At 71.3% G+C, this 24,687-nt stretch carries 21 protein-coding genes; 10 read left to right on the top strand and 11 right to left on the bottom strand.

What is annotated here, in order from left to right; all coding sequences use genetic code 11:
• Positions 1-17: 17 nt before the first annotated feature.
• The gene (locus B9S57_RS19385; protein WP_014155104.1) at positions 18-884 is read left to right on the top strand and encodes an RNA polymerase sigma factor SigF; all 867 of its coding nucleotides are present in this window, start codon (positions 18-20) and stop codon (positions 882-884) included.
• A gap of 249 nt (positions 885-1,133) precedes the next feature.
• On the opposite strand, the gene B9S57_RS19380 is transcribed toward B9S57_RS19385, so the two are convergent.
• Entirely contained in the window at positions 1,134-1,349 is a 216-nt protein-coding gene (locus B9S57_RS19380; RefSeq protein WP_103516825.1) for a hypothetical protein, read from the bottom strand.
• 326 nt (positions 1,350-1,675) lie between these two features.
• Here B9S57_RS19380 and B9S57_RS19375 point away from each other — a divergent pair, with 326 nt between their 5' ends.
• From B9S57_RS19375 to B9S57_RS19355, 5 genes are all read left to right on the top strand, one after another.
• Positions 1,676-2,188, top strand: a complete 513-nt coding sequence (locus B9S57_RS19375) for a MarR family winged helix-turn-helix transcriptional regulator (protein ID WP_103516824.1) — start codon at positions 1,676-1,678, stop codon at positions 2,186-2,188.
• Between the two features lie 23 nt (positions 2,189-2,211).
• The gene (locus B9S57_RS19370) at positions 2,212-4,707 is read left to right on the top strand and encodes an MFS transporter (protein ID WP_103516823.1); all 2,496 of its coding nucleotides are present in this window, start codon (positions 2,212-2,214) and stop codon (positions 4,705-4,707) included.
• Between the two features lie 183 nt (positions 4,708-4,890).
• Positions 4,891-5,706 carry a YceI family protein gene (locus tag B9S57_RS19365; RefSeq protein WP_103516822.1) on the top strand — a complete coding sequence of 272 codons (816 nt, stop codon included), beginning with the start codon at positions 4,891-4,893 and terminating at the stop codon, positions 5,704-5,706.
• Between the two features lie 77 nt (positions 5,707-5,783).
• Entirely contained in the window at positions 5,784-6,251 is a 468-nt protein-coding gene (locus B9S57_RS19360) for a PPOX class F420-dependent oxidoreductase (protein WP_103516821.1), read from the top strand.
• 8 nt (positions 6,252-6,259) lie between these two features.
• Positions 6,260-7,198, top strand: coding sequence for a D-2-hydroxyacid dehydrogenase (locus tag B9S57_RS19355; RefSeq protein WP_103516820.1), 939 nt, complete (start codon positions 6,260-6,262; stop codon positions 7,196-7,198).
• Between the two features lie 34 nt (positions 7,199-7,232).
• Here the strand turns inward: B9S57_RS19355 and B9S57_RS19350 are convergent, their stop codons facing one another.
• The 8 genes from B9S57_RS19350 to B9S57_RS19315 form a co-directional block, all read right to left on the bottom strand.
• The gene (locus B9S57_RS19350; RefSeq protein ID WP_103516819.1) at positions 7,233-8,006 is read right to left on the bottom strand and encodes a TetR/AcrR family transcriptional regulator; all 774 of its coding nucleotides are present in this window, start codon (positions 8,004-8,006) and stop codon (positions 7,233-7,235) included.
• An 82-nt stretch (positions 8,007-8,088) separates the two neighbouring features.
• The gene (locus B9S57_RS19345) at positions 8,089-9,588 is read right to left on the bottom strand and encodes an MFS transporter (protein ID WP_103516818.1); all 1,500 of its coding nucleotides are present in this window, start codon (positions 9,586-9,588) and stop codon (positions 8,089-8,091) included.
• A gap of 218 nt (positions 9,589-9,806) precedes the next feature.
• Positions 9,807-12,002: a glycosyltransferase family 39 protein gene (locus B9S57_RS19340; protein ID WP_103516817.1), complete on the bottom strand. Its 2,196-nt coding sequence runs from the start codon at positions 12,000-12,002 to the stop codon at positions 9,807-9,809.
• Positions 11,999-13,294, bottom strand: a complete 1,296-nt coding sequence (locus B9S57_RS19335; RefSeq protein ID WP_103516816.1) for a bifunctional glycosyltransferase family 2/GtrA family protein — start codon at positions 13,292-13,294, stop codon at positions 11,999-12,001. Before B9S57_RS19335 ends, B9S57_RS19340 begins: the two co-directional genes overlap by 4 nt.
• A 51-nt stretch (positions 13,295-13,345) precedes the next feature.
• Positions 13,346-15,154, bottom strand: a complete 1,809-nt coding sequence (locus B9S57_RS19330) for a HAMP domain-containing sensor histidine kinase (protein ID WP_103516815.1) — start codon at positions 15,152-15,154, stop codon at positions 13,346-13,348.
• 4 nt (positions 15,155-15,158) lie between these two features.
• Complete coding sequence (locus B9S57_RS19325; protein WP_103516814.1) at positions 15,159-15,896, bottom strand: response regulator transcription factor; 738 nt, start codon at positions 15,894-15,896, stop codon at positions 15,159-15,161.
• Positions 15,897-15,979: 83 nt separating this feature from the next.
• A complete protein-coding gene (locus tag B9S57_RS19320) occupies positions 15,980-16,921 on the bottom strand; it encodes an amidohydrolase family protein (RefSeq protein WP_258036457.1) in 942 nt (313 codons plus the stop codon).
• A gap of 49 nt (positions 16,922-16,970) precedes the next feature.
• On the bottom strand, positions 16,971-17,861 hold the full coding sequence (locus B9S57_RS19315; protein ID WP_103516813.1) for a DUF2797 domain-containing protein: 891 nt from the start codon (positions 17,859-17,861) through the stop codon (positions 16,971-16,973).
• A gap of 279 nt (positions 17,862-18,140) precedes the next feature.
• Here B9S57_RS19315 and B9S57_RS19310 point away from each other — a divergent pair, with 279 nt between their 5' ends.
• From B9S57_RS19310 to B9S57_RS19300, 3 genes are all read left to right on the top strand, one after another.
• Positions 18,141-18,902, top strand: coding sequence for a hypothetical protein (locus B9S57_RS19310; protein WP_103516812.1), 762 nt, complete (start codon positions 18,141-18,143; stop codon positions 18,900-18,902).
• Positions 18,903-19,131: 229 nt separating this feature from the next.
• Entirely contained in the window at positions 19,132-20,076 is a 945-nt protein-coding gene (sigJ, locus tag B9S57_RS19305; RefSeq protein WP_103516811.1) for an RNA polymerase sigma factor SigJ, read from the top strand.
• A 93-nt stretch (positions 20,077-20,169) separates the two neighbouring features.
• Positions 20,170-21,366: an NAD(P)/FAD-dependent oxidoreductase gene (locus tag B9S57_RS19300; protein WP_103516810.1), complete on the top strand. Its 1,197-nt coding sequence runs from the start codon at positions 20,170-20,172 to the stop codon at positions 21,364-21,366.
• A 159-nt stretch (positions 21,367-21,525) separates the two neighbouring features.
• Here the strand turns inward: B9S57_RS19300 and B9S57_RS34525 are convergent, their stop codons facing one another.
• On the bottom strand, positions 21,526-21,696 hold the full coding sequence (locus tag B9S57_RS34525; protein ID WP_181011405.1) for a hypothetical protein: 171 nt from the start codon (positions 21,694-21,696) through the stop codon (positions 21,526-21,528).
• A 707-nt stretch (positions 21,697-22,403) separates the two neighbouring features.
• Here B9S57_RS34525 and B9S57_RS19295 point away from each other — a divergent pair.
• Positions 22,404-22,925 carry a hypothetical protein gene (locus B9S57_RS19295; RefSeq protein WP_146057768.1) on the top strand — a complete coding sequence of 174 codons (522 nt, stop codon included), beginning with the start codon at positions 22,404-22,406 and terminating at the stop codon, positions 22,923-22,925.
• Between the two features lie 13 nt (positions 22,926-22,938).
• On the opposite strand, the gene B9S57_RS19290 is transcribed toward B9S57_RS19295, so the two are convergent.
• Positions 22,939-24,633: an ISAzo13 family transposase gene (locus B9S57_RS19290; protein ID WP_103514838.1), complete on the bottom strand. Its 1,695-nt coding sequence runs from the start codon at positions 24,631-24,633 to the stop codon at positions 22,939-22,941.
• Positions 24,634-24,687: the final 54 nt, after the last annotated feature.

The following is a 24,687-nucleotide window of genomic DNA, read 5'->3' as shown; positions in this document are numbered from 1 at the left end:
GACCTCAAGGGGGTGGCATGTCCACAGAACAGGGCAGCTCGAAGGTGCTCACGCTCACGAAGAGCGTGCCGGCACCTGCCGTGCTCACCAGCTCGCCGGAAGCCATCGACACCCGCACCCTGTCCCGCTCCCTGTTCCTGCGGCTCGCCGCGCTGGGTCCCGCTTCGGGCCCCGACGGAACGGACAGCCCCGAGCGGGCCTATGTGCGGGACACACTCATCGAGCTCAACCTCCCGCTCGTGCGGTACGCGGCGGCACGGTTCCGGAGCCGCAACGAACCCATGGAGGACATCGTCCAGGTCGGGACGATCGGCCTGATCAAGGCCATCGACCGCTTCGACTGCGAACGGGGCGTGGAATTCCCCACGTTCGCGATGCCGACCGTCGTGGGGGAGATCAAGCGCTTCTTCCGCGACACCTCGTGGTCGGTGCGGGTGCCGCGCCGGCTCCAGGAGCTGCGGCTCGCCCTCACCAAGACCAGCGACGAGCTCGCCCAGAAGCTCGACCGCTCGCCGACGGTGCCGGAGCTGGCCAAGGCGCTCGGGGTCTCCGAGGAGGACGTGGTCGACGGGCTGGCCGTGGGCAACGCCTACACGGCCTCCTCGCTGGACTCCCCCTCACCCGAGGACGACGGCGGCGAGGGCTCACTGGCGGACCGCCTGGGGTACGAGGACGCGGCGCTGGAAGGCGTCGAGTACCGCGAGTCCCTGAAGCCGCTGCTGGCCAAGCTCGCCCCGCGCGAGCGGCAGATCATCATGCTGCGCTTCTTCGCCAACATGACCCAGTCGCAGATCGGCGAGGAGGTCGGCATCTCGCAGATGCACGTCTCGCGGCTGCTGACCCGGACGCTCACCCAGCTCAGGGAGGGGCTCATCGCCGACTGACCCCCTGACGGGTCCGTACGTACGGCACGGCTCACGAAGCCGCCGGGGCGCCATGACCGCCGCCCCGGCGGCTTCGCCGTGTCCGGGGCCGCCACCGGTACGTGCGGCGATCGCCGGGACAACGCAGACGCTCCCGCGCCGACGGGCGGAGCGGGAGCGGTACGGAAGGGCGGCGCACACACGCACGTGGGCGCCGGGCAGGCCCTGAGCTCCCGCGGAGGAGCGACGGACCCGCCGTGAAGGGGACGGTCAGCCGAGCGCGAGCCAGGCGACCGCGCCGAGGACGACGATGACCGCGACGACGGCCACGATCACCCCGGTCTTCGAGCCGGACGGGGCCGGAGCGGGCTGCTGCCGGCGCTGGGGCTCGCCCTCGTCGACAAACGCGCGGAACATCTGCGTGCTGCCCGCCGGGTCGTGAGTGCCCTCGGGGCCCGGCTGCGGGGCGTGGGGGTTGTGTGCCATGGCCCAGGACCCTAGCGAACGCAGGCCTTCCGCCCAACCCCCGGGTCGGCGGCGGCCGATGCCCTCTCCCGGCGCACACGGCCTCTTCACCCGCACGCGGGAGCGCTCCGCACCGCCTCCACGAGCCACCACCGCAGGTCACGCCTGTGTCCAGGAACACATCCGGCACGGCCCACCCCCTGTGCGCTGCGCGCTTGACCCCGCCCCTACGCAGGCTTTTGCGTTCCTTTACTCCTACAAGGTCCATTTCATTTGCCTGCAGCAACCAACCGCTTATATCGTTGCCCTAAGCAACAAGATGACCTCGCGAGACGTCTGGAGGGTCAGTGGCGGCACGGAGTCAGTACGAAGAACTGGCCCGGCAGCTCAGCGCCGTCGGAGCCGTCAAGCGTGGCCTCGCCCGCATCCTGCCCGCCGAGTGTCCCGGTGGCTCGGCCACCGTGCTGACGCTGCTGGGCAAGTACGGCGAGATGCGGATATCCCGCCTTGCCGAGCTCCTGGCCGTGAACATGTCGGTGACCAGCCGACACGTGACCCACGCGGTGGAGAACGGCTGGATCGAACGGTCCTTGGACCCGGCGGACAAGCGGTCCCGCATCCTGCGGCTGACCCCCGCCGGCGCCGAGATGATCGACGAACTGAGCCGGCGGACCACCGAAATGTTCGCCCACAATCTCGACGACTGGTCCGACGAAGAAGTCGGTCAGCTCAACTCGTTGTTGTCCCGGCTGCGCGACAGCTTCTCCTGCCGCGTCCCCGGGGGGTGCGCCCCCGGACGGCACAGCGGCGACTGCCGCGCCGGGCACGCCGACGATTCGTACACCCGTACACCCGTGTAACAGAAGCAAAGAGAAGGAACCAAATGGCTACGACCACACCACCCGGTGTGCGGGGCGGCCACGCCAAGCACGGGGCTGCAGAAGCCCCCGCAGGCACGCCGATGACACACCGGCAGATCATGGAGGCCCTCGCCGGGCTGCTGCTCGGCATGTTCGTCGCGATCCTGTCGTCGACGGTCGTCTCCAACGCCCTGCCCGAGATCATCTCCGACCTCGGTGGCGGACAGAGCGCCTACACCTGGGTCGTGACGGCCTCGCTGCTGGCCATGACCGCCACCACCCCGCTGTGGGGCAAGCTCGCGGACCTGTTCAGCAAGAAGCTGCTGGTCCAGATCGCGCTGATCATCTACGTCGGCGGCTCCATAGTCGCCGGTCTGTCGACCAGCAGCGGCATGCTCATCGCCTGCCGTGTGGTGCAGGGCATCGGCGTCGGCGGTCTGTCCGCCCTCGCCCAGATCGTGATGGCCGCGATGATCGCCCCGCGCGAGCGCGGTCGCTACAGCGGCTACCTCGGCGCGGTCTTCGCCGTCGCGACCGTCGGCGGCCCGCTCCTCGGCGGTGTCATCACCGACACCAGCTGGATGGGCTGGCGCTGGTGCTTCTACGTGGGTGTGCCGTTCGCGATCATCGCCCTGATCGTGCTCCAGAAGACCCTGAAGCTCCCCGTGGTCAAGCGCGAGGGCGTCAAGGTCGACTGGTCCGGCGCGTTCCTCATCAGCGCCGCGGTCTCGCTGCTGCTGCTCTGGGTCACCTTCGCCGGTGACAAGTACGACTGGATCTCCTGGCAGACCTGGACGATGCTCGCCGGCACGGTCGTCCTGGCCGCGCTGTTCCTCTTCGTCGAGACGAAGGCCCGCGAGCCGATCATCCCGCTGCGCCTCTTCCGTAACCGCACCATCACGCTGGCCTCGCTGGCCTCGCTGTTCGTCGGTATCGGAATGTTCGCGGGCACCGTCTTCTTCAGCCAGTACTTCCAGCTGGCGCGGGGCAAGTCGCCGACGATGTCCGGCGTCATGACCATCCCGATGATCGCCGGACTCTTCCTCTCCTCGACCATCTCGGGTCAGGTCATCACCAAGACGGGCCGCTGGAAGGCCTGGCTCGTCTCCGGTGGCTTCCTGCTCACCGCGGGCCTCGGCATGCTGGGCACCATCCGGTACGACACCACGTACTGGCACATCGCGATCTTCATGTTCGTCATGGGTCTCGGCATCGGCATGATGATGCAGAACCTGGTGCTCGCCACGCAGAACCAGGTGGCCCCCTCCGACCTCGGCTCGGCCAGCTCCGTCGTGACGTTCTTCCGTTCCCTCGGTGGCGCGATCGGCGTCTCGGCACTGGGCGCCGTCCTGGGCAACCGCGTCACCCACTACGTCAAGGACGGCATCGCCGACCTCGGCCCCGCGGGTGCCGCGTACGGCCACGGCGGAACCGGTGGCGGAGGCATCCCCGACCTGGACGCACTCCCCGCACCGCTGCGCACGGTCATGGAGGTCGCCTACGGCCACGGTGTCGCCGACGTCTTCCTCTTCGCCGCGCCCGCCGCGCTGCTCGCCTTCGTCCTGACCCTCTTCATCAAGGAGGTCGCGCTGAAGACCAGGGCGGGCAATGACAGCGCCTCCCCCGAGGCCGCAGCCGTGACGGAGCACGTCGAGGCCACCACCGGCACCGCACAGGCCGCCGAGGGCACGGCCGCGGCCACCTCGGTCGACACCCTGGCGCAGGCGGTTGCCACGAAGGAGCCGGTCGTGCAGGGGACGCCCGTACACGGTGTGGTCCGGGGCGCCGAGGGCGCACCGGTCGGCCGCGCCGCGGTCACGCTGATCTCCCTGGGCGGCCGGCAGCTGGGGCGCTCCGTCGCCCAGGTCGACGGCGGTTACGTCCTGGACGCGCCGGGCTCCGGCAGCTACGTCCTGATCGCGTCCGCCGACGGCTTCCAGCCGCAGGCGTCCACGGTGGTCGTCGGCGACGAGCCGCTGGCCTTCGACATCCTCCTCGCCGGCACGAGCGGTCTCTCCGGGACCGTGCGGACCTCCGAGGGCGGCACCCCGGTCCAGGGCGCCATGGTCGTCGTGACCGATGTGCGTGGCGACGTGCTCGCCACGGGTGTCTCGGGCGACGCGGGCGAGTTCACCTTCGGTGAGCTGATCCCCGGTTCGGTGACCGTCGCAATCACGGCCGCGGGCTTCCGTCCGCTGGCCCTGCCGGTGGAGGTCGGCGGCCAGGGTGTCACCCGGGTCGACGTGGCCCTGCGCTCCGGTGCGCTGGTGCGTGGTGTCGTCAGGGCCGGCTCCGGCCGGGCACCGCTGAACGACGCCCGGGTCACGCTGATCGACGCGGCGGGCAACGTGGTCGCCACGTCGACGACCGGGGAGGACGGCGTCTACGCCTTCACCGACCTGGACGCCGGTGAGTACTCGGTGATCGCGACCGGCTACCCGCCGGTGGCCGGCTCGCTGACCGTGAGCGGCGCCGGTGTCGACGGTCACGACATCGAACTCGCCCACCCGGGCGAGTAGGTACACCGGAAGATCCACATAGACCCCTGGCGGAACAGCGCTTCGAGCGGAGAGGCTGTGTCGCCGGCGGAAATGGGCCCCGTGGCGGGAACGGCAGGCAGGGGACGGCCTGCCGATCCCGCCCGGGGCCCGACTCATTGAGTCGCTGCTTCACGAGTGATTTGAGCAAGGAGAGAACACGGGATGGGACTTCGCGCACAGGTACGCACGCGGGACGGCTGGGCCGTCCAGCACGCGGTCGTGACGGTGACCGACATGACGGGCACGCAGGTGCTCCGGGCCGCCGCCGACGAGAACGGGGCCGTCCGCACCGACGACCTCCTGCAGGCCGGCGCGTACACGGTGATCGTCACGGCGGTGGGGTACGCCCCCGCCGCGTCCACCGCGCTCGTCACGGCCAGCGGGCGGGTCGAGGCCGGGACCGTCGTGCTGGCCCGGCAGGGAGGCGTGGAACTCCCGCCTCCCGGCACCTGGTCGCTGGACCCGGTGCACTCCTCGGTGGCCGCGGTCGCGCAGCACCTGGGGATCTCCAGCGTGCACGGCCGGTTCACCGAATTCGGCGGCCGGATCGAGATCGCCGAGGACGTCCAGCACTCCCGGGTGGAGGCCTTCATCGCCTCCACCAGCATCGACACGGGCAACGCCATGCGCGACAAGCACCTGCGCTCGGCGGACTTCCTGGACGTGGAGGCGTACCCGGAGCTCACCTACCGCTCCCGGGCGCTGACCCCCGCCGGCCCCGACCGCTGGACGGTGCACGGCGTGCTCACCATGCACGGCATCGCCCGCGACGTCGATCTCGACCTCAGCTACCTGGGCACCGGCCCCGACCCGTGGGGCGGGGTGCGGGCGGCGTTCCACGCGACGGCGGAGCTGCGCCGCGACGACTTCGCCATGAACTACAACCAGGTGCTGCAGGCCGGCATCTCCGCGATCGGCACGACGCTGCGGGTCGAGCTCGACATCCAGGCGGTCCAGGGCGACTCCGTCCCCGGCTAGGACGGGCACAGGGCCCCGGTGCCGCCTCCCACCCGGCTGTCGGGAGGGGTACGGCCCCGGGGCCTAGGGTTGGACGCATGGCACCCAACATCGCGACCAACACCGCTGTGGAACTCGGGGAACTGCTGGACTTCGTGCGCCCCAGGCACCGGGCGATCCTGCTGACCACCCGGTCCGACGGCCGCCCCCAGGGCTCCCCGCTCACCTGCGGCGTCGACGGCGCGGGGCGGATCGTCGTCTCGACGTACCCCGAACGGGCCAAGACCCGGAACGCCAAGCGGGACGAGCGGGTGAGCGTGATCGTCCTGTCGGACGACTGGAACGGCCCGTGGGTCCAGATCGACGGCTCGGCCGAGGTCATCGACTCACCGGACTCGGTGGAGCCCCTCGTCGAGTACTTCCGCACCATCTCCGGGGAGCACCCGGACTGGGACGAGTACCGGGCGGCGATGGTCAAGCAGGGGAAGTCCATCATCCGGATCACCCCCGAGCGCTGGAGTCCCGTCGCCACCGGCGGCTTCCCCGCCCACCTGGCCGGCGGCTGAGCGCACCGATGACACCGCCCCACCCGGGCCCGCTCGCGGGGGCCCGGCTGCTGACCTCTCCGTCCGTCTCCCCCGCCGTGGTCCGTGAGCTGGAACGGATCACCGGGCGACCGGCCTCGTCCGCGTGCGCCGACGAACCGTTCCTGTACGTGGGTGACGCGCTGCCCGGAGCGCTGCGGAATCCGCGGCTCCTGTGGTTCCACAGCGTCAACGCGGGCACGGACGCGCTGCTCGCCTCCGGGCCGTGGCCCGCGGGGGCCCTGCTGACGCGGACCGTGGGGCGGATGGGCGAGCGCATCGCCCAGTACACGCTGGCCTGGGTGCTCGCCGAGTGCCAGTCCGTCCAGGAGCACACCGCCCAGCACTCCGGGGAGCTGTGGCGCCGGATCCCGTCCGAACTCGTCGCCGGGCGCACGGCCGTCGTCCACGGCACCGGGCGCATCGGCTCCGCCGTCGCCGGGCTGCTGCGGGCCTGTTCCGTACGCACGGTGGGAGTGGGCCGCACCCCCCGCGAGGTGCCCGAGGGCTTCGACCGGGTGGTCCTGGCCGGCTCGCGGGAGGAGACCACGGCACTGGCGGAGGCCCGGTGGGTGGTCTCCACCCTGCCGCTCACCGACGCCACGGAGCGGTTCTTCGACGACACCCGGTTCCGCGCGATGCGGGGCGTCACCTTCGTCAACGTGGGGCGGGGCGCGACCGTGGACCTGCCGGCCCTGGAGGCCGCGCTGCGCGCCGGCACCGTGCGCGGGGCCGTGCTCGACGTGCTGCCCGACGAGCCCGCCGGACCCGGCCACCCCGCCTGGCGGCTGCCGCACACGGTGATCACGTCCCACTCGGCCGGCATCACGGCCGACGAGGACGTCGTCGCCGACTTCGCGAGCTGCTGGGAGGCGGTCACCGACGGGCGTACGCCCGCGCTGGCCGTCGACACCGTGCGCGGCTACTGACGTCCGGGCGCCCCGGGCCACCCGGGTGACGGGACTACGACCGGTGCGCCGTCCGCGCGCAGGTCGCTTCGATGCCCGCGATCAGCAGGTCGAGCGCGAACGCGAAGTCCCGCTCGCGCATCTCCTCCACCGTGCCCCCGCCGCGCGCGGCCATCAGCTCCTCCGAGGGCCGCATGACCTGCCTGAGCTCCGGGTCCGCGCGGATCGTGCCCATCGCGCGCTCGACGTACTCGTCCTGGGTGAGACCGGCCTCCACCGTGCGCTGCACGAAGTGGCCCTCGGTGGTGCCGAATCCGTAGACGAACTGGAAGACGGCCGACATCGCACCCGTCTGCCGCTCCAGGGGGAGCCCGGTGGCGCGCACGACGTCCTGCACCGCGTACGAGAACAGCATCGAGTGCGGGCCGATGTTCAGGAAGCGCCCGATCAGGGCCGACACCCAGGGGTGGCGCACCAGCATCGCGCGGTAGCGGCCCGCCAGTTCGCGCAGCCGGTCGTGCCAGTCGGCGTCCTCGGGCGTCGCCGGAATCTCGCCGAAGGCCGTGTCCAGGGCGAGTTCCAGCAGGTCGTCCTTGGTGTCGACGTACCAGTAGAGGGACATCGCCGTGACGTCGAGCTCGGCGGCCAGGCGCCGCATGGAGAACTTCGCGAGGCCGTCGGCGTCCAGCAGCCGCACGCTCGCCGCCGTGATCCTTTCGCGGTCGAGACCGGTCGGCTGATCCGCCTTGCGGGTGCGCGAGGGTGTCCGGCGGTCCAGCCACACACTGACCCGCGAAGGGCTCCTCACACCGTCTGCCGCGGACCCCATGGCGCACGCTCCTCGTCTTGCTGTGGCACTCCTGCGTACCGGCACGAACCCTGTCACGATGCTATGCCCGTCACCTGGGGTCTCAGTCCGTTTCGGTACGCTCCGCCCTCCTCAGCAAGGCCGCGGCCAGCAGTCCGCCCGCCAGGACCGCCGCGGCCCCGACGAGTTGGCTGGTCTCCAGCCCGGAGGCGAAGGCGTCGGTGATGCGCTCCCGTTCCGCCCGGCCGTCCGCCGAGGCGAGCACCGCGGGGAGCGAGGCGGCGCCGACGGCCCCGGGGACGAGCGCGGCGAACCGCGAGTTGAGCACGGCGCCGAGCACGGCGACCCCGAGCCCGTTCCCGAACTCGGCGAGCGTGCCGTTCACTCCGGCGCCCACGCCGGCCTTCTCCCGGGGGATGGCGCTCATGATCGCGTTGGCCATGGCGGGCATGGCGAGTGCGACGCCCGCCCCCATGACGACCAGGCCGAGCAGCATGCCGCCGTAGTCACGCCCGCCCAGCAGCGCGATCGCCGCGAGCCCCGCGGCCAGCAGCGACATCCCGGTACCGATGACGGCGGGCGTCCCCCACCTGCCGACGAGCCGCGCACCGAGTCCGGTGAGGTTGAGCGCGACGACGGTGAGGGCGAGCGGAGCCGTGCGCAGCCCGGCCTCCAGCGGTTCGTAGCCGAGGACGAACTGCAGGTGCTGGGTCAGCAGGAAGAGCGAGCCGGTCATCCCGAAGGCGACCAGGACCGCGCCGGCCACCGCCCCCGTGAACCGCTGGTCACGGAAGAAGTGCATGTCCAGCATCGGGTACGGGATGTGGAGCTCCCACAGGACGAATCCGGTGAGGACGGCCACCCCGGCGAAGGCGGTCAGCAGGACCGGCCCGGATCCCCAGCCGTGCTCCGGCCCGGAGATGATCGCGTAGACGACGGCCGCCATGCCGAGGGTCGAGAGCAGGGCCCCGACCAGGTCGGGCCGGTCACCGCTCGGGTTCCTGGACTCCGGCACGAGCCGGACGACCGCGATCAGGCCGATGACCGCCACGGGGATGTTGATCAGGAAGATCGCGCCCCACCAGAAGTGGTTGAGCATGGCCCCGCCGAGCAGCGGACCGGCCGCGAAGCCGAGGGAGTTGACGGTGGACCAGATACCGATGGCCTTCACGCGTTCGGTGTCGTCGAAGATCTGGACCACGACGGACAGGGTCGTCGTGATCAGCAGCGCACCGCCGACGCCCATCCCCGCGCGGGCGGCGATCAGCTGTCCGGAGGACTGCGAGAGTCCGGCCGCCAGCGAGCCGACACCGAACACCAGAAGGCCCGCGACCAGCATCTTCTTGCGGCCGTAGCGGTCGGAGGCACTTCCGGCGGTGAGCAGCAGTCCGGACTGGACCAACGAGTAGGCGTTGATCATCCACTGCACATCGGCCGTGGAGGCGTTCAGCTCGGTGGTGAGGGAGGGGATCGCGACGTTCAGGACGGTGTTGTCGAGCAGCACCGTGAGCTGGGCGAGGCAGATCACTCCGAGGATCAGCCAGCGCTGCGCATGCCCGTTCCGGGGGGTGAGGACGTTCTCCTCGGGTGCGGTCGCCGTCATGCGGGCTCCTGGTTCCGGTGCACTTGTACGGTGTATGGCGGGTGCCGCTCTACACCGTATGGCACTTCCTGTACACCGTACAACCCCATGACGGGGGATGCCGGGACCGCGTCGGCCGACGCACCAGGGCGGTGGCCCCGGAGTCTCTGCTCGGGACCACCGCCCTGGTGTCACCGTCCTGGCTACGGCCGTGTTCCTCCTCGTTCCGGAGGGGCCTCTCAGCTCGTCGGCTCAGTGAGGTCGTAGAAGGTCGCGCTGCCCACCGTGACCTCCTTGAAGTTCTCCTCCACCCACGCCGAGATCTGGGACGAGGCGCCCTCGCCACCGGCGCCGCCACCTCCGCCCATACCGCCCGAGATGAAGTAGTGGATCTTCCCGTCCTCCACGTGCTTCTTGAACTGGGCGAGCGTGGGGGACGGGTCGCTCCCGTTGAATCCGCCGATCGCCATCACCGGGTCCCCGGTGGCGAGCTGGTAGCTCGCGGCGTTCTGCGAACCGATGGCCGCGGCGGCCCAGGTGTACGCGTCGGCGTTCTGCTTCAGGAGCGTCCCGGCCTCGGAGTCGACGGAGGCGCCGTTGAGCAGACCGCCCATGCCGCCACCGCCGCCCGCACCGCCGCCTTCGCCCGTGCCACCGCCGGGCATGCCGCCCTGCTGACCGCCGGGAGCCTGTCCCCGCCGGCCCTTGCCCTGGCCCGGCATTCCGCCGCCCGGGAAGCCGCCCGCCTGGGGGGTGCCCGGCGCGGTGCCCGGCGCCTGACCGCCGCCCTGGGCGCCCTGCCGGGTGCCCTGGCCGGGAGGCTGCATGCCACCGCCGGGGCCCTCCCCGCCACCGGGACCACCGCCCCGCCCGCCGCCGGGGCCGCCCATGCTCGCGCCCGCCGGGCCGGCGGTGACGATCGAACCCTGGTGCCCGGTGTTCAGTGTGCTGATCGTGTACGCGGTCGGCCCGGCGAGCGAGGCGGCGAGCCCCAGCCCCACCGCGACCGTCACGAGCGCCCGGCCCAGCCGTGCCGCGAGGAGCAGCCCGGCCGCAGCCACGAGCCCGGCGATCAGGACCGCCCAGCGCAGCCACGGGACGTAGTCCGGCGTGCGCCCCAGCAGGACGTAGGCCCAGAGCGCCGTCACCGCTACGGTCCCGCCGAGCACGGCACCCGCCCACCACTTGGCCCGTTCCTCCCACAGGACCGTGGCGCCCATCCCGGTCAGCGCCGCGACGTGGGGCGCCAGGGCCACCGTGTAGTACTGGTGGAAGATGCCGGCCATGAAGCTGAAGACGAGGGCCGTCATCAGCAGCGAGCCGCCCCAGGCGAGGAACGCCGCACGGGCCGTGTCGGTCCGCTTCGCCCGCCAGGTCAGCCAGACGCCCGCGACCAGCAGGATCAGTGCGGCGGGCAGCAGCCAGGAGATCTGGCTGCCGATCTCGGAGTTGAACATCCGGCCGATGCCGGTCTCGCCCCAGCCGCCGCCCCGGCCGCCACCGCCGCCACCGCCGCCGCCCCCGACGCTCCCGGTCTCCTCGCCGTTGATCCGGCCGAGTCCGTTGTAGCCGAAGGTCAGTTCCAGGAAGGAGTTGTTCTGCGAGCCGCCGATGTACGGGCGCGAGGAGGCGGGCCACAGTTCCACGACCGCCACCCACCAGCCGCCGGAGACGACCATCGCCAATGCGGCCAGACCGATCTGGCCGAACCGCTTCCGCACGGAGACCGGCGCGCACACCGCGTACAGCACGGCGAGCGGCGGCAGGATCAGGAAGGCCTGCAGGGTCTTCGACAGGAACGCGAGTCCCACCGCGACGCCCGCCCAGACCAGCCACTTCGTCCGGCCGCCCTCCAGCGCGCGCAGCACGCAGTAGACGGTGACGGTCATCAGGAGCGCGAGCAGCGCGTCCGGGTTGTTGAAGCGGAACATCAGCGCGGCGACCGGGGTCAGCGCGAAGACCGCCACCGTGATCAGCCCGGCGGCGGCGCTGAAGCGGCGCCGCACGGACGCGTACAGGACCCCGGCCGTGGCGACGCCCATCAGCACCTGCGGTGCCAGGATCGCCCAGGAGCTCAGACCGAAGATCCGGACCGACAGGGCCATCGGCCAGAGGGTGGCCGGGGGCTTGTCCACGGTGATCGCGTTCGCCGAGTCCAGCGAGCCGAAGAAGAAGGCCTTCCAGCTCTGGCTGCCGGCCTGCACGGCTGCGGAGTAGAAGGAGTTGGCGTAGCCGGACGCGCTGAGATTCCACAGGTACGCGAGCGCGATGACCAGCAGCATCCCGAGGAGGGCGGGCCTCGCCCAGCGCGGGTCCTCGGGCCTGCCCCGCAGGACGCGCCGCGCCGCCGGCTCGCGCCCGCCCGCGGCGTGCGCGGGCGCCCCGGGGATGCCGGGCGGGGCCTGGAAGGGGTCGGAGTGCGTGGCCGAGGTCATCGGGCGTTCCTCAGTTCGTGTGCGGCGCCCTTGCGGGCGTCCTGGTGGTCGGTACGCCGGTCGGGGAAGACCCAGGCGCGGAAGAGCAGGAACCGCAGCACCGTTGCCGCGAGGTTGGCCGCGATCAGCACGGCGAGTTCCGTGCCGTGCGACGCCGAGCCGGACGCCGTGCCCAGGGCGGCGAGCGAACCGCTGGTGAGGGCGAGCCCGATCGCGAAGACGACGAGCCCCTGCGCCTGGTGGCGCACTGCGCCTCCCCGGCCGCGCACGCCGAAGGTGAGTCTCCGGTTCGCCGCCGTGTTGGCGACGGCGGAGACGAGGAGGGCGGCGGCGTTGGCGAACTGCGGGCCGACGCCGAGCCGGAAGAGCGAATAGAGGGCGAGGTAGACCAGGGTGGAGAGCGCCCCCACGACGCAGAAGCCGACCAGCTGTCGGGCGAGTCCGCGCGGCACCCCGGGCACGACCCGGTCGCGCGGGTCGTCACCGAAGGGGCGTGCCAGCCGGTCCAGCGGCAGCGCTCCGGTGGCCAGGGCCCGGCCCACCCGCCAGACGCCCTTGAGGTCGTCGGTCGCGGTCCTCACGATGTGCACCGTGGAATCGGGGTCGTCGACCCAGTCGACCGGCACCTCGTGGATGCGCAGGCCCGCCCGCTCGGCCAGCACCAGCATCTCCGTGTCGAAGAACCAGCCGGTGTCCTCGACCATCGGCAGCAGCCGCTGCGCGACCTCGCGCCGTACGGCCTTGAAGCCGCACTGCGCGTCGCTGAAGCCGGCGGCGAGCGACGAGCGCAGGATCAGGTTGTAGGCCCGCGAGATGAACTCCCGCTTCGATCCCCGCACCACCCGTGAACTACGGGCCAGGCGCGAGCCGATGGCCAGGTCGGAGTGGCCGGAGATCAACGGGGCGACCAGCGGCAGCAGCGCGTTCAGGTCCGTCGAGAGGTCCACGTCCATGTAGGCGAGGACCGGGGAGTCCGAGTGGGACCAGACGGTCCGCAGCGCCCGGCCCCGGCCCTTCTCCTCCAGCCGGTACGAACGCACCTCGGGGATCAGGGCCGCGAGCTGAGCCGCCACCTGGGGCGTCCGGTCGGTGCTCGCGTTGTCCGCCACGGTGATCCGGAAGGCGTAGGGGAACGTCCGCGCCAGGTGGTCGTGCAGGCGCAGCACACACGTCTCGAGGTCCTTCTCCTCGTTGTAGACCGGGACCACGATGTCGAGTACGGGAGCACCGACCGCTGCGGCCAGGAGATGTTCCCGGGCCGGCAGGGTGCTCCAAGCAGTGTCGGTTCGCATGACACAGACACTCGCCAACCGCCCTGTCACGTCCGTGTGCTGCGCCTGTGGTCAGCCTGTGAGTGCGCCGGGGGGTGTACGGGGGGGGTGATCCGGAGGCGTCGCGGGCGCGTACGGGGCGCTGTCCTCGGGCGCGTACGGAGCGCGGCTCCCGGACACGTACGGAGCGCTGTCCGCAGGCGTCGAGGGACCGTTCGCGGGCGCCAGGGGCCCGTTCGCGGGGACGTTCGCCCGGTGTCCCGCGTACCCGCCGTGCCCCGCTTGTCCGCCGTGCCCGCCGTGCCCGCCGTGTCCCGCGTACTCCTCGCCGGCCGTGTACACCGTGTCGGCCGCGTACACCTCGTCCGCCGGAAGGTGGACGGCGAACACGGTGTTCCCGGGGACGGAGCGCACCTCGGCCACGCCCCCGTGGGCGGTGACGACGGCCTGCACGATGGCCAGGCCGAGCCCCGTCGACCCCGCGTGGCGGGAGCGTGAGGCGTCGCCTCGCGCGAACCGTTCGAAGACGCGCGGCTGCAGCTCGGCCGGGATCCCGGGCCCGTCGTCCTGGACCTCCAGGGTCACCCGGGGCAGCTCCTCGCGTGCCTCGCGCACCCGGACGGTGACGGTGGTCCCGGGCGGCGTGTGCGTACGGGCGTTCGCCAGCAGGTTGACCAGCACCTGCTGGATCCTCGTCGGGTCGGCCGAGACCGTCGCGGGCGCCTCGGGCAGCTCCAGCCGCCAGTGACGGGTGGCACCGGAACCGCCGTCGGGGACGCGGTCCGCGACACGGGCGTCGCTCACCGCGTCGATGACGAGGGGCGAGAGATCGGTGCTCTCGTACGAGAGCGGCCGTCCGGCGTCGAGACGCGCCAGGAGCAGCAGGTCCTCGACCATGCCCGTCATCCGCTCCGCCTCGGACTCGATCCGCCCCAGGGCGTGCCGGGTGTCGGGTCCGGCGTTCTCCCGTCCCCTCCTGGTCAGTTCGGCGTAGCCGCGGATCGAGGCGAGCGGGGTACGCAGCTCGTGGCTGGCGTCCGCGACGAACTGCCGGACCCGCGTCTCGCTCTTCTGCCGGGCGTCCAGGGCCGAACCGACATGGCCCAGCATCCTGTTGAGGGCCGCGCCGACCTGCCCGACCTCCGTACGCGGATCGGCCTCGGCCTCCGGGACCCGCTCGAAGAGCGCGACCTCGCCGCTGTGCAGAGGCAGTTCGGATACCCGGGTCGCGGCGGCGGCCACCCGGCGCAGCGGGCGCAGGGCGACACCGACCATGGCGGCACCGGCGATCCCGGCGGCGATGAGCCCGGCCCCGGTGACGCAGACCTCGACGAGGATGAGGGTGGTGACGGCCTTGTCCACCTCGGCCGTGGGAATGCCGACGAGGACGGTCGAACCGCCGGTCGCACGGACGGCTTCCACGCGGTATCCACCGAGTCCGGGCAGCTCGACGTCGCGCGCCCCCTCGCCCACCGTGACCGCGGCCGTCTCCAGGGCCTCCTTCTGCGCGCCGGTCAGGGACTCCGCGCTCTCCTGCGCGCCCGGCCCACCGTCCTCCAGGTACTTCGAATCGGTGACGTCGCCGTCGACGGTGACGGCACCGACGGTCCTGAAGGGCTGGCCGATCCCGATGAAGCCCAGCGGCTTGCCGTTCCCGAGGCCGCCCGGAACCGGCTTCCCGCTGCCGGGCGGACGCGCCTCGGCCCGCATCGCTATGTCGTGGAGCTGGCCGTCCAGCTTCCCGTACATGTACTCGTGGAAGGCGATCGCGGTGACCGAACCGATCACGGCCGCGACCACCGCGATGAGCGTGACCGCGTACACGACGAGCCGGGTCCGCAGCGTCCAGGGGCGTCCCGCGCCGTTCCTCCTCCTGCTCACGGGGCTACTCCCCGGGCTTGATGAGGTATCCCGCCCCGCGCCGGGTGTGGATCATCGGGGTGCGCCCCGCGTCGATCTTCTTGCGCAGGTAGGAGATGTACAGCTCGACGACGTTCGCCTGGCCGCCGAAGTCGTAGTTCCAGACCCGGTCCAGTATCTGCGCCTTGCTCAGCACCCGGCGCGGGTTGCGCATCAGGAAGCGCAGCAGTTCGAACTCGGTCGCCGTGAGATGGATCGAGTCGTCGCCCCGGCTCACCTCGTGACTGTCCTCGTCCAGCACCAGGTCGCCGACGACGAGTGTCGACTCGCTGCGCACGGAGGCCGTGCCCGAGCGACGGATCAGCCCGCGCAGCCGCGCCACGACCTCCTCCAGGCTGAACGGCTTGGTGACGTAGTCGTCGCCGCCCGCGGTGAGCCCGGCGATCCGGTCCTCGACCGAGTCCCGTGCGGTCAGGAACAGCACGGGCACGTCGGAGAGCTCGCGCCGCAGCCGGCCGAGCACGGCGAGCCCGTCCATGTCGGGGAGCATCACGTCGAGGACCACCGCGTCCGGACGGAAGTCGCGCGCCGTGCGGAGCGCACCCGCGCCGTCCCCGGCGCTGCGCACCTCCCACCCCTCGTAGCGCAGGGCCATGGAGAGCAGCTCGGCGAGCGGAGCCTCGTCGTCCACGACGAGGACGCGGACGGGGTTGCGGTCGGCCCTGAGCAGTTCTGTACGCCCCTGGGGCGAGGTCGTCGTCATGGCTCAAGCCTGTGAGACGGCCGTGAGAGAGAGCTTTCGCGCACCTGTGAATTTCCTGAGAATGACCGCTCGGCTCCGCTGCCTCACCGGAAGAGCGCGTTCGCGTTACCGTGACAGACCGCCCGCAGCCAGGCGTCGCCCAGCCCCAGCCGCTCCAGGGCCTCCAGCTGGTGGACATACGGATACGGGATGTTCGGGAAGTCGGTGCCCAGCAGGATCCGGTCCCCCAGGTCCGCGAGGCGCCCGCGCTCCACCGCCGGGAACGGCATGAAGTCCTCGCTGAAGTCGGTGAACGCCATGGTCGTGTCGAGCCGCACCCCGGGGTAGGCCGCCGCCAGCTCCAGGAACTCCGTGTACTCCGGCATCCCCATGTGCGCGACCACCAGCTTCAGCCGGGGGTGACGGGAGAGCAGCCGGCCGATCGGCCCGGGGCCGGTGAACGCGCCGGGCGCCGGACCGGATCCGCAGTGCGTCACCACCGGGACACCGGCCTCCGCCAGCAGCCCCCAGACGGGCTCCAGCAGCGGATCGTTCGGGTCGTAGGCCCCGACCTGGAGGTGCGACTTGAAGACGCGCGCCCCCGCCTCGACCGCCTCACGCACATAGGTCTCCACGCCCTCCTCCGGGAAGAAGGTCGCGGTGTGCAGGCAGTCCGGCACCCGGGCCGCGAAGCCGGCCGCCCAGCCGTTGAGCCAGGTGGCCATGGAGGCCTTGTGCGGGTAGAGCATCGAGGTGAACCGCAGCACGCCGAACGACCGCAGCAGCGCGAGACGCTCGTCCTCGTCCCGCCGGTAGGTGATCGGCCACTCCAGCCCGGTCAGCGGACCCACCGCGTCGAAGTACTCCCACACCTTGCTGAGCACCCGCTCCGGCATGAAGTGCGTGTGGACGTCGATGATCCCGGGAAGCCCGAGCCGCTGCCAGAACCGCACCACGTCGTCCCGTTCGCGGTCGGGCTCCCGATCGGGGCCTCGGTCGGGGTCGGGGCTTCGGTCGTCGTCGTGCTCACGGTCGTCGTTGTTCATCCGCCCCACCCGCCTCGTACGTCACCAGGAACGATCCCGGGCGACGATCTCAGAACAGCCCGTCCTGCACGCCACCGCCCCCCACGGCCACGGTCGGCACGCTCATACCCGACCCCGCGTCGGCCCCTGACAGGTCCCAGCCCGTGACGAGACGGGTGTCCAGCACGACGATCGCGTCGTCCGGGGTCTCCAGGTGGAGGTCGGGTCCCGCCGCCGCCACCAGCCGCCCGGCCACCACGCCACCGTCCACCAGCCCGGTCACCACGCGCGCCGTCGGCCCCGCACCGGCCAGCCCGAACACCCCCGCGTGGTCGACCGCTTCGAAGGGCAGCCGCTCCAGCGCCTCCGGCCACCCGGCGCCCTCGAGCTCCGTGGCCCGCCGGTACAGCTCCTCGATCTCGGCGGCCCGCTCGTCCTCCCCCGGAAGCCCTCCGCGCACGGCCCGCTTGCGCGCGTAAGGAATCCGGTCGGGCACCCCGAGCGCCGAGCGCAGCAGCTCCTCCGTACGCCGCGCGGCCATCAGCGGACCGCGCCCCAGCCAGCTGAACACCACGGCGCCCTGCTCCCGCAGCCGGGCCGCGTCCCGGGCCTCGCCGGTGATCCCGACCTTGACCATCCCCGGGCCGAACCAGGCCAGGTAGACGCGGTACGGGCGCGGATCGTCGGCCATCGTGTCGGCGGCCACGGAATGGGCCCGGTCCAGCCGTGCGCACTCCTCGCACCGCGCCCCCGTGCTCCGTACGGGCACCACGGCCCGGACCGGACACGGGTTTCCGCGCGCCCCCACACAGTGCCGCTCGCCCTCGGCCCGGAAGCCGAGCGCCTTCCCGTACGCCAGGACGCTCACCCGTCCCGGCCCGGAGCCGTCGCTCCGCGCCCATCCGAGCTCGGGACCGCCGTGGCCGGGCCAGCGCAGCCCGGTGCACCTCCAGCCGCCCACGCTCAGGCCGTACGCGGGAGGGGAGCGGGGGACCGGAGAGCCTCGCGGCGCAGGGGCATGTCGGCCTCCTCCAGGGGCTGACTCGACGTGAACGACGAGCAGGTCCGGTTCGCGTCCACGACGGCGAACCCGGAGAGACCCTAACGGAGTGGACGCCCGGGTCCGCGCCCGTCGGAGCAGGGCCGCGAAGCGGCCTTATGCCCGCCGGCGCACGTATTTCTAGAGTGAATTTCTAGAAATACTTTCCAATTGGTCCGCCGCAGGTCCACACTGGCCCACGTGTCCTTACCGGAGATCTCCCTCTCACTGACGCCGCGCCAGGCCGCCGAAGGCGCGGTCGTCGCCGTACCCCTGCCGACCGGTGCCACCCGCATCCGCATCCCACCCGCCGAGGACGGCGACCTCGTCCGGGCCCAGGTCGACGGCCGGGAGGTGCTCCTGCGCATCCGGGTCACCAGGAGCCGTGCGCCGAACGGCCCCGTGTGGCTGGGGGTGCTCGGGATCGCCGCCGTCATCGCGTTCGCGGTGTTCCTGTCCACCGGACTCGACGACACCCCCTCCGCCGGCCCCTCGTCCGGCTCCTCCGCCTACGCCTCCTCCACCGACGACCCGTATGCCGAGGAGACGGCGGATGAGGACCCGTACACCGAGGAACCCACCGCCGCGGAGACCGAGGACACCGAGGAGCCCGCCACCGAGGAGGCGGAGGACGCGCAGGACACGTACACGGACGACCCGTACGAGGACCCGTACGACACCGGTGCCGAGGAACCCGACCCGTACGACACCGGTACCTGCCTCAACGGGACGCTCCCGGACTCCGCCACGGCGCAGGAGGTCAGCGGTGTCGCCGAGGTCTCCTGCTCGGCATCGGACGCCCACTACCAGGTGATCCAGACCGTCCCCGCCACGTCGGACATGAGCAGGTGCAACGCCAACTCGCGCACCCAGTACGCGTTCTCGTACCGCTACACCCTCAACGGGGCGACGCTCAACGAGTACGTGTACTGCCTGATCGGCCTCGGCGCGTACGCGCGCTGAGGCGCCGCTGGTCCGACCCGTCGGGGGGCGGGTCGGGCCACGAGGAACACCGGAGGCTCCAGGTCCGGTCCGGTCCGGTCCGGGCGATCCGGTCCGGGCGATCCGGTCCGGGCGATCCGGTCCGGGCGACCAACGACCGGGCGGTGTAACGAGTTTCCGCACCGGCCGGGTGGACGCGAGTGCAGGAGGTACAAGGGGTCGGGAGAGCCGGGAGGCTACGATCCGGTCCATGGCTCTGACCATGAACGACGTGGCCCGGTTCGAGGCGTCCATGCCCCGCCTGCAGGCCATCGCCTACCGCCTCCTCGGCTCCGCCGGCGATGCCGAGGACGCCGTGCAGGACACCTTCCTGCGCTGGCAGGCCACCGACACCGGACGCATCGAGGTCCCCGAGGCCTGGCTGACGAAGGTCCTCACCAACCTCTGCCTCAACCAGCTCACCTCGGCCCGCGCCCGGCGCGAGACGTACGTGGGCCAGTGGCTGCCCGAACCGCTGCTCGACGGGGACCCGATGCTCGGCCCTGCCGAGACCGCCGAGCAGCGCGAGTCCGTCTCGTACGCGGTTCTCGCCCTCATGGAGCGCCTCTCCCCCAATGAGCGGGTGGTGTACGTGCTGCGGGAGGCCTTCGGCTACCCGCACCGCCGGATCGCGGAGATCCTCGACATCACCGAGGCCGCCGGCCAGCAGATCTTCCACCGTGCCAAGAAGCACATCGCGGTCGGCAAGGTCCGCACCGAGATCGACGAGGCCGCCGCCCGGCGGATCGTCGACGAGTTCCTCGCCGCCGCCACCAGCGGCCGGACCGAACCGCTCGTACGGCTGCTCACCGCGGACGCCGTCGCGATCGGCGACGGCGGCGGGAAGGTCCCGGCCCGCGCGAAGGCCTTCGAGGGTGCCCTCGCGGTCGCGACGTTCATGCGGGGCCTGTTCAAGCCCAGCCAGGCCAAACGGGCCCTCGTGGGCGGCTCCCCCGAGATCTACGCCGCGAGTGCCAACAACACCCCCGCCCTCGTCGTGGTCCTCGACGGACGGGTCATCGGTGTCATGTGCCTGGAGATCACCGCCGACGGGATCTCGGCGTTCCGCAGTCAGGTCAACCCCGACAAGCTCGAGCGCGCGACCAGGCGATGGGCGGCCGCCGACCACGGCGAACCCCTGCTCACGGTCTTCTGACCCCTGTGTGAGCTGCTTCACACCTGGCTCCTGTCAGGAAACGGCGGGCTGCCCGGTTCAAGGGTCGAAGCCGCGCGAGACAGGAGCCAGGAAATGCCGCACCGAATCATCGTCCTCGGAGCCGGGTACACCGGAGCCGTCGCCGCCGGCCGCCTCGCCAGGCGACTGCACCGCGAGGACGTCGCGATCACCCTCGTCAACACCGAGCCCGACTTCGTCGAGCGGGTCAGAATGCACCAGCTGGCGGTCGGGCAGGACCTCAAGCCCCGGCCCTTCACCGAGATGTTCGCGGGCACCGGCGTCCGGCTGGCCCTCGCGAAGGTCACCGCCGTCGACGTCGGCCGCAGGACGGTCGCCGTCACCGGGGCGAACGGCGGCGAGGAGCTGGAGTACGACAGCCTCGTCTACGCCCTCGGCAGCGGCTGGAACACAGAGGGCATCCCCGGCACCGGGGAACACGCCCACGAGATCGCGAGCCGCCCCGGAGCGCTCCGGCTGCGGAAGCGCCTGGCCGGCCTGGAGGCCGGACAGCCGGTGCTCGTCGTCGGCGGCGGTCTCACCGGTCTGGAGGCCGCGACCGAGATCGCCGAGGCCCGCCCGGACCTCGACGTCGCCCTCGCCGTCCGCGGCGGGCTCGGCGACCGGCTGTCGCCCAAGGGCCGCGCGCACGTGCGGAAGGTCTGCGACAAGCTCGGCATCACGGTGCACGAGCACACCGCGGTCACCGCCGTGGACGCCGACCACGTCGCCACCGCCGACGGGGCGTCGATCCCGGCCGCGGTGACGGTGTGGACCACGGGCTTCGCGGTCCACCCGATCGCGAAGGCCACCGCGTTGGAGGTCACCGGCACGGGCCAGATCGTGGTCGACCGGACCATGCGCTCGGTCTCGCACCCGGACGTGTACGCCGTCGGCGACGCGGCCATGGCCATGGGCCCCGCCGACAAGCCGCTGCGGATGTCGTGCGCGTCGGGCACCCCCGCCGCCTGGCAGGCCGCCGACGCCATCGCGGCCCGCCTGACCGGCGGGAAGGTTCCGACCACATCGATCCGCTACTTCAACCAGTGCATCTCGCTGGGCCGCAAGGAAGGCCTGATCCAGTACGTCACGGCCGACGACCAGGCCGTCCGGGCCGCCCTGACCGGCAGGTTCGCCGCCTTCTACAAGGAACTGGTCTGCAAGGGCGCGGCCTGGGGCGTGGCCAACCCCCTGCTCGGCATCCCGCCCCGGCGCCGCCGCGTCGTAGGGGAGCAGCCCCGGGAAGCCCCGGCCGCCGAGGCGTCGGCCTGACCCGGCAGGCGTACGCTGTCAGCCCTCCGCCACCCGCTCGGGCAGCCGTCCCCTTCGACGGGTGGAGCACCGTACGGGTCCTCACCGCCGGCTGCGGCACCACGACCGTGGGCATCCGCAAGCCCGTCATCATCCCGCAACCACTTCCCCGGCTGAGCGTCAGCGACGCTCCCGCCTGCGCTCACCGAACCGCACCACCCACGCGTAGCCCGCCCAGCACGGAACCAGGACCGCGCCGAACTGAGTCGACTCCGTCCAGTTCTCCCCGGTCCGCAGGTGCCAGACCACCGCACCGAACGCGCCGACCACCAGCGCAAAGCCAACGATCATCGCCCAACGAAGCCCACGGCTCCGTCGTCCGGCCACGTCACCCGTCTTCGAATCCGTCATACCCGGCCAACTACCCGGAAAGGGCAGCCTCGTCCGAGATCCGCACCGAGGAAGACGTCCCGACGCCGGACACCGCGTACCAGAGCTCCCCGGGCATCACCCGAGAGCCAAGCCGACCGCTTGAACACCAGTGATGACCAGCAAGAGCATCCCTGGAAATCCTGTGAGCACCCGCAGCCGATCCGGGGAGACATCGGGCCTGGTCCCCCGGGGAACAGCCTCACCAGCAGGTCGTAGAACCACTGCCCGAGGTTGCGGTGGTCGAACGCAGCCACGCCCCCACCGACACCGGCCACGAGCGGCAGCAACGACGGTAGCCCCCCACGCGGTCTCCCCCGAAGGGTGCCGGTTGGGGCGTCGCACCAGCCGACGAAGACGTTGATGTCACCCACTGATGCCAGAAGCCCCCTGGAGAATCTCCAGGGGGCTTCTGATCAGCGTGCACTCGGCAGGATTCGAACCTGCAACCTTCTGATCCGTAGCTCAATGTGGATCGGTCAGTGACGGTGATACCGGTCGTGTGACGGCCTTCCATGGATGCTGTCGTCTGGGGCCGGTTGCTGTGGTTGCTGTACTTCCCTGCTGTACCGCTACCCCTGCACGGAATCGGGATGTCCTCCGTCAACTGAGTGCCTACAGTCAGCCTTGTGAACAAGAAGACGACGGGTGATGTAGCCAGAGGCCTGGGGCAAGTCGCTGGGGCAAGTACCGGTGCTGCCGTTGGCGTAGTAGTCGGCGGTCCAGCGGGAGCGCTTGTTGGTGCCGCAGTCGGGCCAGTCCTAGCCACTGGATTCGAGATGGCTGCTGATCGGATCGCAGCGAACCGCGCGGCCAGGCGCGGCGAATTGATGAGTGAGGTTACCCGTGTCCTCGGTATCGAGGCGGACGAGCTTCAGCAGCGGCTCCTTGCCGATGAGAGGTTGCTTGAGTTCGCCGGAAGGGTCGTGGGCGCTGCGCAAGACATCTCACTCACCCAAAAGCGGCGGGCCCTCTCCTGTGCTCTAGCTGCGGCGGTTGCAGACCCGACGCCCGCCCGCCTCGACATCTGGGAGCTTCTGCAGGCAGCCATCCGAGAGATCGATGCTCCCCACATCAGATTCCTTCATGTGGTCTCCTCTGCCACGCCGTTGCCTCAGCCTCCTGAGAAACCCGTGGACGGTGCGCGGTAGGGCCTGCCGATTATCAACTCGCCGTCTTGATCTCCGGTGGCGGGGTGATTCCGAGCTGTGTGGCGAGGTCTGCGAGGTCGTCCAGGGTGGCGAGGCGGTGCTCGGCCGGGGCGTTGATGTGCCCGATCTCGTCGAGGAGTTGGTGGGTCTTGCGGATGCGCCGGTTGATGGTCTGGGGCGCGACCGCGAAGAGGCGGGCGATGGCGACCTGGGGAAGCCCGAGCCTCTCGTAGAGGAGGGTGGCCAGGAGCCGGTCGACGAGAGTGAGGCCCGGGCGCCGGCCGGTGTAGAGGCCGGCGGCGGGAGTCTTCTGCCGGTCGCCGCCGCGCCGCTGGTGTAGGTCGTCTTCCCGCTGGGCCGTGCGGGCCGCCGCCAGCTCACCGATGAGCTGGCCCCATCGTTCGTCGTCCATGCCGGTCAGGGCCGGGTGGACCAGCCAGGCGCGGCCGGGGCCGGGCTGGAGCTGAGGCAGTACGGGAGGGATTCCATCCCGACGGTGCTCCTCGGGACGCAGGGTGTAGTTCCAGTCGCCATGCCAGTCGTGGCGGTTCAGCGGCAAGGCGGTCATCTGCCCGTCGCTGACCCTCAATCCGGTCTCATAGAGGGCAGTGTCGAGCTCGGCCCGGATGGCGAGGCCGGTGCGGGTGGTGGTCGCGGCGATGCTGTTGACGATGACGTCATGGCTGGTCAGCGGCCTGCCTCGCCAGTTCATCGTGATGTGGGAGAACAGCCGGTGCTCAATTTTGTTCCATTTTGAAGTACCTGGAGGAAAGTGAGACACGCTGATCTCCAGGCCGGTCTCGAGGGCCAGGGCGGCCAGCTCGAACTTCCAGGCGCGGGTCCGGTGTCCGTTGGAACCGCCTGCGTCCGCGGTGATCAGCAGGCGTCCGGAGTGCGGGTAGGCGGCATGTCCGGCCGCATGCCACCAGCGGCGGATGGAGGCGACGGCGAACGCTGCGGTGTCGTGATCGGTGCCGACGTTGACCCAGCCGGCATCCTCGGCCAGGTCGTAGATTCCGTACGGGATCGCCTTGCCCAGATCGGCGTCGGGAAAGTCGTGAGTACGGACCCGGACCGGTTCCCCCTTGCGATGCCACTCGCGCCCGCCGTTCTTGTAGTTGCCCACCAGCTCCTTCTTCTTGGTGTCCACGCTGATCACGGGGTCGCCTGCTGCCTGGAACTCCTTGGCCTGGTCGTTGATATAGCGGAACTGTCCGTCCCGGTCCGGGTGCTGCTTGCCTTCGGTGGTCTTGGCGTTGCCCTGGAGGCTGAAGCCCTCCTCGCGCAGCACCGCCGCCACCGTGTCCGCCGAGACCCGATGGCCCTGCCGGACCAGCTCGGCGGACAACTGCCGCGTCGACTTCACCGTCCACCGCAGCGGTGACATCGGATCCCCACGCACATTCGGCTCCACCAAAGCCAGCAGCGCGGGCCGCAGCCCCGGATTCAGGTCCACCGCCCGTTTGCGGCCCCCGCCCACCCGGCGGACCCGTCCCAACAGCACGTCACCGGACTCAAGTTCAGCAGCCCCGCGTGAAACGGTGCCCTCACGCACCCCCGCCGCGCGAGCGACGAGCCTGATCCCGCCATGCCCCAGCGAGCGTGCCTCCGCTCCTATGGTCAGTCGCCGCTGACGCTCGTCCAAGTGCGGGAACAGCGCCTGAAACTTCGCCGCCAGCCCGGTCTCGATCCCCTCCGATCTCCCCATACCACAACAACGAGCCACAATCCCGGAAGCGACGGCTTGTTTCCCGGCAGGCCC

It is taken from the genome of Streptomyces sp. SM10 (genome assembly GCF_002910915.1).
GTDB lineage: Bacteria > Actinomycetota > Actinomycetes > Streptomycetales > Streptomycetaceae > Streptomyces.
Note: the sequence above shows the minus strand (reverse complement) of the source record. Positions and strands in the feature narration are given on the sequence as shown.